The organism is Castellaniella sp. (genome assembly GCF_004321985.1).
In the GTDB taxonomy this organism is placed as follows: Bacteria; Pseudomonadota; Gammaproteobacteria; order Burkholderiales; family Burkholderiaceae_B; genus Castellaniella.
This window is the reverse complement of the sequence record NZ_SCQN01000029.1, coordinates 21,040-28,391: the sequence shown is the minus strand read 5'-3', so window position 1 is coordinate 28,391 and position 7,352 is coordinate 21,040. Positions and strand designations below refer to the sequence as shown.

Below are 7,352 nucleotides of genomic sequence, written 5' to 3'. Positions count from 1 at the left end.
TGATCGTGGCCATCAACAAGGACGCCGAGGCGCCCATCTTCGGCGTGGCCGATTATGGCCTGGTGGCCGACCTGTTCGAGGCCGTCCCGGAGCTGACCAAGGCGCTTTGATCCGATCACACTCAACCACATCCAATCACCACGCAAGCAAGCTCCAGACGGCCGCCCCACAGAGATCAGTTGTCGCGACCCCCAAACAGATTGCTGGCAACAAGGGCCATCCAAAGTGATCAACAAGGTATGCGCAACGCTGACCGAGGCGGTATCGGGCATTCAGGACGGTTCCACCGTGATGATAGGTGGGTTCGGCCTGGCTGGAATGCCGGTAGAACTCATAGACGCCTTGCTGGCGCAAGGAGCCCGTGAACTGACCCTCGTGAACAACAACGCCGGAAACGGAGACACGGGGGTCGCGGCGCTGCTGAAACACGGGCGCGTGCGAAAGGTCATCTGTTCCTTCCCACGCCAAGTGGACTCCTATGTGTTCGACGCGCTGTACCGCTCCGGCAGGGTGGAACTCGAACTGGTACCGCAGGGCACGCTTGCCGAGCGCATGCGCGCGGCCGGCGCAGGCATCGGCGGCTTCTTCACGCCCACCGCGTACGGAACGCAACTTGCCAAGGGCAAAGAGACCCGCGAAATCGACGGCAAACACTATGTGTTCGAAAAGGCGCTGCAGGCCGACTACGCCCTCATCAAGGCCTATCGCGGCGACCGCTGGGGAAATCTCGTCTACCGTAAATCGGCGCGCAACTTCACACCCGTCATGGCCTCGGCCGCGACCTGCACCATTGCTCAAGTCCAGGAGGTGGTGCCGCTGGGAGCGCTGGACCCCGAGGCCATCGTCACCCCCAGCATCTTCGTTCACCGCATCGTCGAATGCCACGTCGACCAGGAGGCCGCATGAACCACCTCACCCGCGAGCAAGTCGCCCAGCGCATGGCGCACGACATCCCCGACGGAGCCTTCGTCAACCTGGGCATCGGCGCGCCCACGCTGGTCTCGAACTTTCTGCCCCCCGACCGCGAAGTCATTCTGCAAAGTGAAAACGGCATCCTGGGAATGGGCCCCGCCCCCGCCCCCGGAGAGGAAGATCCGGAACTCGTCAATGCCGGCAAGAAGCCCACCACGCTGCTGGCGGGCGGCGCCTATTTTCATTCGGCCGACTCCTTCGGCATGATCCGGGGTGGTCATCTGGACATCTGCGTCCTGGGCGCCTTTCAGGTCTCGGCGCGCGGAGATCTGGCCAACTGGAGCACCGGCGCTCCCGATGCCATCCCCGCCGTGGGCGGCGCGATGGACCTTGCACTGGGTGCCAAGCAGGTCTTCGTCATGATGGACCATCTCACCAAACAGGGTGACAGCAAGATCGTGCCCGAATGCACCTACCCGCTTACAGGTGTCGCGTGTGTAAGCCGGGTCTATACGGATCTTGCGGTCCTCGACATCACGCGAGAAGGGGTGGCCGTGCGCGAGATCTTGGCGGACATCACCTTCCAGGCCCTGCAAGGCGTCACAGCCGTCCCCCTGCTGAAGTTCTAGGCCATATCCCTTACCCGCCTGCCGACACCTTCGCCTGCAGACCAACCCGAGTCCGCCTGTACAAGAGCGGACCAACCAGGAGACTCTCCATGAAACTTCACACTCTGGCCGCTGCGCTCCTCGCAGCTGGCGTAGGGCTGGGCACCAGCACCGCCGTACTCGCCGCCGAAGGTATTTCGGATAACGTAGTCCGCATTGGATTCATTGGTGACCTGTCCGGCCTGTACGCCGACGATGATGGCAACGCTGGTGCCGATCTCATCCGCCAAGCTATCAAGGATTTTGGCGGGACGGTAGGCGGGAAGAAGATCGAATTGCTGGTGGCGGACCACCAGAACAAGGCGGACATCGCCGCCTCCAAGGCGCGTGAATGGTTCGACCAGGAGCATCTGGACATGCTGGTCGGCGGTACCAACTCCGCCACAGCCCTGGCCATGGCCAGCATTGCCGCTGAACACAAGAAGCCTTTCTTCGTGGTGGGTGCCGGGACCTCGGCGCTCGTCAACGAACAGTGCACGCCCTATACCATCCAGTACGCCTACAACACGGTGGCCCTGGCACGCGGCACCGGCTCGGCAGTCGTTGCCCAGGGTGGCAAATCGTGGTTCTTTCTGACCGCTGACTACGCCTTCGGCAAGTCACTGGAAGAAGATGCCGCAAAGGTGGTGAAGAAATCAGGAGGCAAGGTACTGGGCAACGTACGCGCACCCCTGTCGACCTCGGACTTTTCTTCCTTCATGCTGCAGGCACAGTCATCGGGTGCTCAGGTCCTCGGATTGGCCAATGCGGGAGGCGATTTCATCAATTCGGTCAAGGCCGCCAAAGAATTTGGGGTCTCAAAGACCATGAAGATCGCGGCACTGCTGGCGCTGATCAACAGCATCCACACACTGGGTCCCGACAACACGGCGGGCATGTACCTGACCATTGCCTGGTACTGGAACCAGAACGACGCCTCACGCGCCTGGGCCAAACCGTTCTTTGACAAGTACCACCGTGCGCCCTCTTTCATTCAGGCAGGCGACTACTCGGCCACCATGGCCTATCTGAATGCCGTCAAGGCAACAGGCACGGACGATGGCGACTCCATCATGAAATACATGAAGTCGCACAAGATCAACGACATGTTCGTGAAGAACGGCTATGTCCGGCCGGATGGCCTGATGATGCACGACATGTTCCTGGCGCAGGTCAAGAAGCCCGGCGAATCCAGCATTCCCTGGGATTACTACAACATCCTGAAGCGCCTGCCCGCCAAATCCGTCTACGGAACGGAGGCTGAATCCACCTGCAAGCTGGTGAAGCACGGATAAAGCTCCGACAGAAGACCAGCCAGGTGGGCTGGTCGGCCGGCGGGCTCAGCGGGTACGGAGCCTGGCCGGCGGCAGGACAATCAGCCCCCGGCGGCTGCCGCGCCCGCCCGCGTCTGAACCAGCAAGGCACTCATGCCATCTTGCACGACCTCGCCCTTCTGGTTGATGAGTTCGAAGCGGCGGCCGATCTTGCCGCTGTGACCGCTTTTCCCCACGGACAGATCGGTGATGGTGAGCCTGAGGTGCACGGTATCGCCCACGAACAGAGGCGCGGTGAATTTCCACTGCTCGAAGCCGAACATCGCGATGGCCGATCCGTGGAAAATGCCCATCTCATGCAGCATCCCGGTGCAGACGGCCATGCCCAGCACACCATGCACGATCCGCTTGCCATAGCGCGTGCCTGCCGCGTATTCCGCATCGGCGTGAATGGGGTTCCAGTCGCCCGAGAGCATCGAAAAGAAGGTCAGATCGGCTTCGGTCAGGGTACGCCCCCCGCTCTCGAAGGTCTGCCCGACCGAAAAGTCGTCGAAATATAGTGTCGTCATGCAGTTTCTCCTAATTTTTCCATCGCCAGATCCCGCAATTTGGCGCGTTGTATCTTGACGCCGTTGGCACTCTGCGTGGTCGGGAACGCGTCCACTGACCAAATCCTCGCCGGGACCTTGAAAGGCGCCAGCGTGGCCCGCACTGCCGTTTTCAGTGCGTCCTCATCTGGCTTCGCACCCGCTTGCCGCATCGTCACGAAGGCCACGCAACACCGTTTGCCGTCCAGATCGACACTCACCACCTGAGCATCCGCAATGCCGGCTTGGTCCTTGAGGACATCTTCGATTTCGACCGGACTAACCAGATAGCCCGCCAGACGCATAGCATCACCCCGACGCGTGAGATATACGAAGCTTCCATCCGGTCGCAAATAGCCGACATCGCCCGTGGAGAAATAGCCCTCGGCGTCGATCACCGCTTGCGTGGCGTCGGGCCGATTGAAATAGCCCAAGAAATTGGTGTCCGCACGGATTTCAATGACGCCGCTCTCTCCTACCGGCAGGAGTGCCCCGGTATCGATGTCGCGGACGCGGATCTCTGCGGCCGCATTGGCCGGCACCCCTCCTCCCAGAAGCAGCTCATCGGTGGATTGTCCCCGCTGCAAGGAGAACAGCGCCTGAACCTCGCTGGATCCATAGACACCCGTGAGCGGAACGTGACGCTTCCAGGCCTGTCGCCCGAATTCATTCATACCGGGATGGAAAGCAGCAAACCCGAATACCCTGACCGACGGGAACGGAGCGTCGCTCGCATCCTGCTCGAGGATCCGGCGAAACATCTCGTCGCTACCAAACATGTGCGTGACCTGATGACGCCGGATCAACCCCGCTGCACGCGGCCCATCGAACGTATCCATGAGCACGACCGGACATCCGGCAGCAAACGCACCCATCGCAGCGTTGAAGCCGAATACCCCGCCAAACGGCAAAGCCGCCAGCAAGCACACCTTCGGATCGGTCAACCCGTATGCGCGGGCAACCCTTTGACTATGCACCGCAATGTTGCGCTGCGAATGCATGACCAGCTTGGGGCCACTGGTCGTGCCGGAGGTCGTGAACAGAATGTTGAGCCCGTCCGCCGTCCCACAAAGCGGCGCCTGGTCGTCGGGCAGCGCATCCAGACTGAAAGACACGGTGGGGCACCCCAGGACCGTCTCCCGAAACCCGCCAGCGCCGGCGCGCACGACGACCACCTGCCTGAGATGACGCGCAGCGGCCCGATCGACGCCCGACAAAATGCCGGGAAAGTCGATCTTGCGGAAATTCGGTTCCAGCACCAGCACTGTGGCACGCGACTGCTCCAGGATGTAGGCCACCTCATGAGCGCGATAGCGCGTATTGATTGTCATGAGCGAAGCGCCCAGACGAGACAGCGCAAAATACAATACCAGCCAGTCCAGCCGGTTCACCATCCACACAGCGACCATGTCGCCCTTCTTTACGCCGTGCGCCGCCAGCCAGGCGGATGCCCCGCCGCACAAACGATCGAATTCGGCATACGTCACATTCCGGTCGTCTTCGATGAGGGCCACTTCATGGGGCCGGACGCGCACGTGCTCGGCCGACACCTCGACCCACGTGGAAAACTCTTGCATATCAGTACAGTTCCATCAATTTTGCGTTATCGCTCAGTTCAGCGGGCAGCGCTTCCTTCACCAGCACCCCGGACTTGAGGACAATGACGCGATCGGCAATCTTCAGGGCTTCCTTGACGTTCTGCTCCACCAGCAGAATCGACATTCCAGTCGACTTCTGCAAGTCGCGCAGCGGATACAGGAGATCCTGGAACAGCTTGGGCGCCAGGCCGATGGACGGCTCGTCAAGGAGCATGCAGCGCGGCTTGATCAGCAGCGCCCGCCCGATCGACACGATCTGCTGCTGCCCGCCCGACAGAGTCCCCGCCCGCTGCTGATAGAACGTCTTCAAGGCGGGCAGAATGGACATGACCCATTCCAGTCGATCGGGACGATCAGACCTGGGAATGTTTGCCGACCACATGCTCAGCTGAAAGGTCTCGGCTACCGTGAGGCCCTTGAACACGCCCCGGCCTTCGGGGACCAGGGAAACGCCGCTGGCGCTTTGTGCGCGTGGGTCGATGGCACCTAGCACCGCATCGTCCCGGAACACCTTTCCGCCCTGATAGGGAATCAGGCCGAACAGGGTCTTCAGCAAGGTGGACTTGCCCGCCCCGTTGTGACCGATGAGGCACAGGACCTCATTGGGCCGCAGCTCGAAACTGAAGCCCTCCAGCACGGGACGCCCGCCATATCCGACGACCAGGTCTTCGGTTCGGAGCACTGCGGCGCTCATGCGGTCTGCTCCCCGAAATAGATCGCAGCCAGGTGCGGGTCCTTGAGCACCGACTGCGGATCACTATCCGCAAGCAGCCGGCCCTGGTCCAGGAAGGCGATGCGATCGGAAATCCCCACTACGATGTCCAGGTTGTGCTCGATGATGCAGACCGTCACGCCCTGGTCGACCTCGGAACGCAGCAATCCCAGGAAGTGATCGTAGGACCGGCGATCGAGACCCGAAGCCGGTTCGTCCAGAAGCCACATGCGGCTGTCGGTGGCCATGATGCGCGCAAGGCTCAGGAATTTTCTTTCCGCATAGGCGAGGTCGATGGCACGAACATTGGCCTTGTCGGCCAGGCGCGTCCGTTCGAGAATCTGCCTCACCCTGTCACGACGCTCAGCCATTTTCGCCCTGCCTCCCGGCTGCCACAGCCAGGAGGCGGGCTCCATGACGGTGAGTACGTTCTCCTCTACCGTCATCTGGTCGAACAGACGCAGATCCTGAAACGTCCGGCTGATGCCCTCGCGGGCGATCTTCCAGTGCGGCTGCCCCACAATGGACTTCCCACGCCACAGGATATCCCCGGCAGTGGGCTGCAGGTGACCGGTGATCAGATTGAAGAGTGTGGTCTTGCCCGCGCCATTGGGCCCCACCAGGGTGGTGACGATCCCGGCGCGCATGTCCAGCGTCACATCCTGAGTAACCTTCAGGCCGCCAAAATTCTTGTGCAGGCCACGCACACTGAGCAGGACCTGATCGCTTGGGCCGCTCATCTCGGGGCCTTTTTATGCGCGCCCACGAGCCCGCTGGGACGGAAGATCATCAGCAGCACCATGGCGGCCCCATAGGCGATCTGCTGGACTGAGCCGACTTCGGTCGAGGGCAGAAACGACAGGTAGCTGAACAAGCTGGGCAACAGCATCAGCAAGATCGTGCCCACTACCGGCCCGAGCAAGGTGCCAGTCCCGCCGATGATGACCATAGCCATCAGCAGGACCGAGGTGTCCAGTGTGAAGCTCTCGACATTGATGAAACCCAGATAATAGGCATAGATGGCTCCGGCAACAGCTGCCAGCGCAGCCGACACCACGACCAACAGGGTCTTGATCAGGGCAACGTTCTTGCCATACGCCGAGGCTGCGGATTCGCTGTCCCGGATGGCCTTCAGGCTACGCCCGAAGCTGGAACGTGCCAGGCACGCGATGATGAGCAGCACAAGCGCACAGCAGACAACTGCCAGAAGGGCATACTGTCCCGGGTCCGAGAGCACGGCACCGAACAGGTCTGCGGGCGGAATACCGATGACCCCTCCCAGACCGCCGGTGAACGATTTCCATTCGGCAAAGACCGTGACCCCCAGCACCTGCAGCCCCAGCGAGGCCGCGACGAAGTATTCACCCCGCACTCTCAGCGCGGGCAAGGCCAGAACCAGCGACAGCGCCGCCGTCACGACCATTGCTACAGGAACAGCCAGGAAGAACAGGCTGCTGAAATGCAGGGCGAAGTACGCCGCCACATAGGCGCCCACACCGAAGAACACTGCATGCGCCATGGAATAAATACCGGCATACCCCATGATGAAATTCAGAGTGACGGCCAGAATGGCGTTGATGGAGATCAGGGTAACGAGATTGAAAACGTACGCAAGCATGTGA

The 7,352-nt window shown here is 61.3% G+C and carries 8 protein-coding genes and 1 pseudogene; 4 read left to right on the top strand and 5 right to left on the bottom strand.

Annotation, left to right across the window (positions count from 1 at the left end; genetic code table 11):
- The 4 genes and pseudogenes from EPN31_RS06495 to EPN31_RS06480 form a co-directional block, all read left to right on the top strand.
- Positions 1–110 (top strand): annotated as a pseudogene (locus EPN31_RS06495) (electron transfer flavoprotein subunit alpha/FixB family protein); the annotation flags it as partial.
- Between the two features lie 115 nt (positions 111–225).
- A complete protein-coding gene (locus EPN31_RS06490; protein WP_291770904.1) occupies positions 226–906 on the top strand; it encodes a 3-oxoacid CoA-transferase subunit A in 681 nt (226 codons plus the stop codon).
- Positions 903–1,541, top strand: a complete 639-nt coding sequence (locus tag EPN31_RS06485; protein ID WP_291770903.1) for a 3-oxoacid CoA-transferase subunit B — start codon at positions 903–905, stop codon at positions 1,539–1,541. Before EPN31_RS06490 ends, EPN31_RS06485 begins: the two co-directional genes overlap by 4 nt.
- Before the next feature lie 89 nt (positions 1,542–1,630).
- Positions 1,631–2,854, top strand: coding sequence for an ABC transporter substrate-binding protein (locus tag EPN31_RS06480; protein ID WP_291770901.1), 1,224 nt, complete (start codon positions 1,631–1,633; stop codon positions 2,852–2,854).
- Positions 2,855–2,934: 80 nt separating this feature from the next.
- On the opposite strand, the gene EPN31_RS06475 is transcribed toward EPN31_RS06480, so the two are convergent.
- Genes EPN31_RS06475 through EPN31_RS06455 form a run of 5 tightly spaced genes read right to left on the bottom strand, consistent with a single transcriptional unit; the run spans position 2,935 to position 7,348 of the window.
- The gene (locus EPN31_RS06475) at positions 2,935–3,402 is read right to left on the bottom strand and encodes a MaoC/PaaZ C-terminal domain-containing protein (RefSeq protein WP_291770899.1); all 468 of its coding nucleotides are present in this window, start codon (positions 3,400–3,402) and stop codon (positions 2,935–2,937) included.
- Positions 3,399–4,997: an AMP-binding protein gene (locus EPN31_RS06470; RefSeq protein WP_291770896.1), complete on the bottom strand. Its 1,599-nt coding sequence runs from the start codon at positions 4,995–4,997 to the stop codon at positions 3,399–3,401. Before EPN31_RS06470 ends, EPN31_RS06475 begins: the two co-directional genes overlap by 4 nt.
- A 1-nt stretch (position 4,998) precedes the next feature.
- Complete coding sequence (locus tag EPN31_RS06465) at positions 4,999–5,712, bottom strand: ABC transporter ATP-binding protein (protein WP_291770894.1); 714 nt, start codon at positions 5,710–5,712, stop codon at positions 4,999–5,001.
- Positions 5,709–6,470: an ABC transporter ATP-binding protein gene (locus EPN31_RS06460; RefSeq protein ID WP_291770893.1), complete on the bottom strand. Its 762-nt coding sequence runs from the start codon at positions 6,468–6,470 to the stop codon at positions 5,709–5,711. The genes EPN31_RS06465 and EPN31_RS06460 overlap by 4 nt, the downstream gene beginning before the upstream one ends.
- A complete protein-coding gene (locus EPN31_RS06455) occupies positions 6,467–7,348 on the bottom strand; it encodes a branched-chain amino acid ABC transporter permease (protein ID WP_291770891.1) in 882 nt (293 codons plus the stop codon). Before EPN31_RS06455 ends, EPN31_RS06460 begins: the two co-directional genes overlap by 4 nt.
- Positions 7,349–7,352: the final 4 nt, after the last annotated feature.